This is a genomic window from Vibrio sp. 2304, assembly GCF_033339475.1.
Taxonomy (GTDB): Bacteria; Pseudomonadota; Gammaproteobacteria; order Enterobacterales; family Vibrionaceae; genus Vibrio; species Vibrio alginolyticus.
In genome coordinates this window covers 1-1,359 of sequence record NZ_JAWOUQ010000041.1, presented here as the reverse complement: position 1 = coordinate 1,359, position 1,359 = coordinate 1, and the positions used below count along the sequence as shown (strand labels likewise).

Sequence of the window (1,359 nt, the reverse complement as noted above, 5' to 3'; positions counted from 1 at the left end):
ACTTCTTGCTGGTGTGTGTTACGTGCGCAGCAGGTGACACACACCTGTAAGACGGGTTTTAAGGGGTTCCGACCACTGACTAATCCGAAACACCATGAGTGACCCCCGTTTGACCAGTTGGCCGAATCGCTGTAACGTTGCCCCGATGACCAAAAAGCAAAACCCCCGATGCGTCAACATCAGGGGTTTATGGTCAGTAAGCATTTCTACGGCTCAATGTGTACTCAACTTAACCGGACAACTTGATGTTACTCAACAAAGACCGCTTTGGCAAACTCACGTCAAAATCTCTCGATTCTATTGCTGCTCTCGGACTCCGCGAGGCGAATGCCGAGCTTCCTTGTCTATTTAGAAACAACTCAACCGAGATTTCTTTAAAAACACCTCCAGAACCCTTATCAGCTCTGGCTTTTGAGCTTTCTACAAACCTCAAAAAATCTGCCTCGGCTCTGGCATGGAATGTACAGTATTTTGTCGATACCTACGGCCTTTCAAACGTTGGTTTTTTAACCCTGACTTTTCGTGACCATGTGACCGACCCCAAAGAGGCGCAGCGCCGTTTTAACTCCCTCAAAACACATATCCTTGCCAAAAGATACCGCGCTTACATCCGTGTTATGGAGCCTATGAAGTCAGGGCGCATCCACTATCACTTACTCGTTGCACTGCACTCCGACATTCGTACCGGATTCGATTTCCCCGCTGTATATCGCCAGGACTACTCCTCCGCAAACAAGGCTATCCGCTCCGAGTGGTCATTCTGGCGCAAGACTGCGCCGAAATATGGCTTCGGTCGCACTGAATTGATGCCCGTTCGGTCAAATTCTGAGGGGATAGGGCGCTATGTAGGCAAATACATTTCTAAGGGCATAGAATCGCGTACAGAGCAATTTAAGGGCGTTAGGCTGGTAGAGTATTCCCGCAAGGCTAAAATCGCTTCTACGCGCTTCCAGTTCGTTTCTGACGGGTCTTATGAGTGGCGTCGCAAACTTTCTATCTTCGTTCACTACATCGCGGATAACATGGGTTGTGAACCATCATTCGACGGCTTACGCCGTGTCCTTGGCTCTCGTTGGTCGTATCACTGGCGTGATTTCATCATGAACATCGAATAGTCCACGCTGTTTAATAGTGGACTCTTGTCCCATATTGGAACAATTCCGTCTCACGCAGCCAGATTGTAAATCTGTCAGCGTTCACCGTTGCTGAACTCGTCAAATGCTAAATCGGGGGTCCCTTTAGGGTTCCGATTTAGTGTTTGTACGACACCCCGATTAAAGACACTTCTTGCTGGTGTGTGTTACGTGCGCAGCAGGTGACACACACCTGTAAGACGGGTTTTAAGGGGTTCCGACCACT

The 1,359-nt window shown here is 48.9% G+C and carries 1 protein-coding gene; it reads left to right on the top strand.

Annotation, left to right across the window (positions count from 1 at the left end; all coding sequences use genetic code 11):
* The first annotated feature begins 245 nt into the window (after window positions 1-245).
* The gene (locus tag R7P64_RS24110; protein WP_169679858.1) at window positions 246-1,115 is read left to right on the top strand and encodes a phasyl DNA replicon protein arp; all 870 of its coding nucleotides are present in this window, start codon (window positions 246-248) and stop codon (window positions 1,113-1,115) included.
* Window positions 1,116-1,359 lie beyond the last annotated feature (244 nt).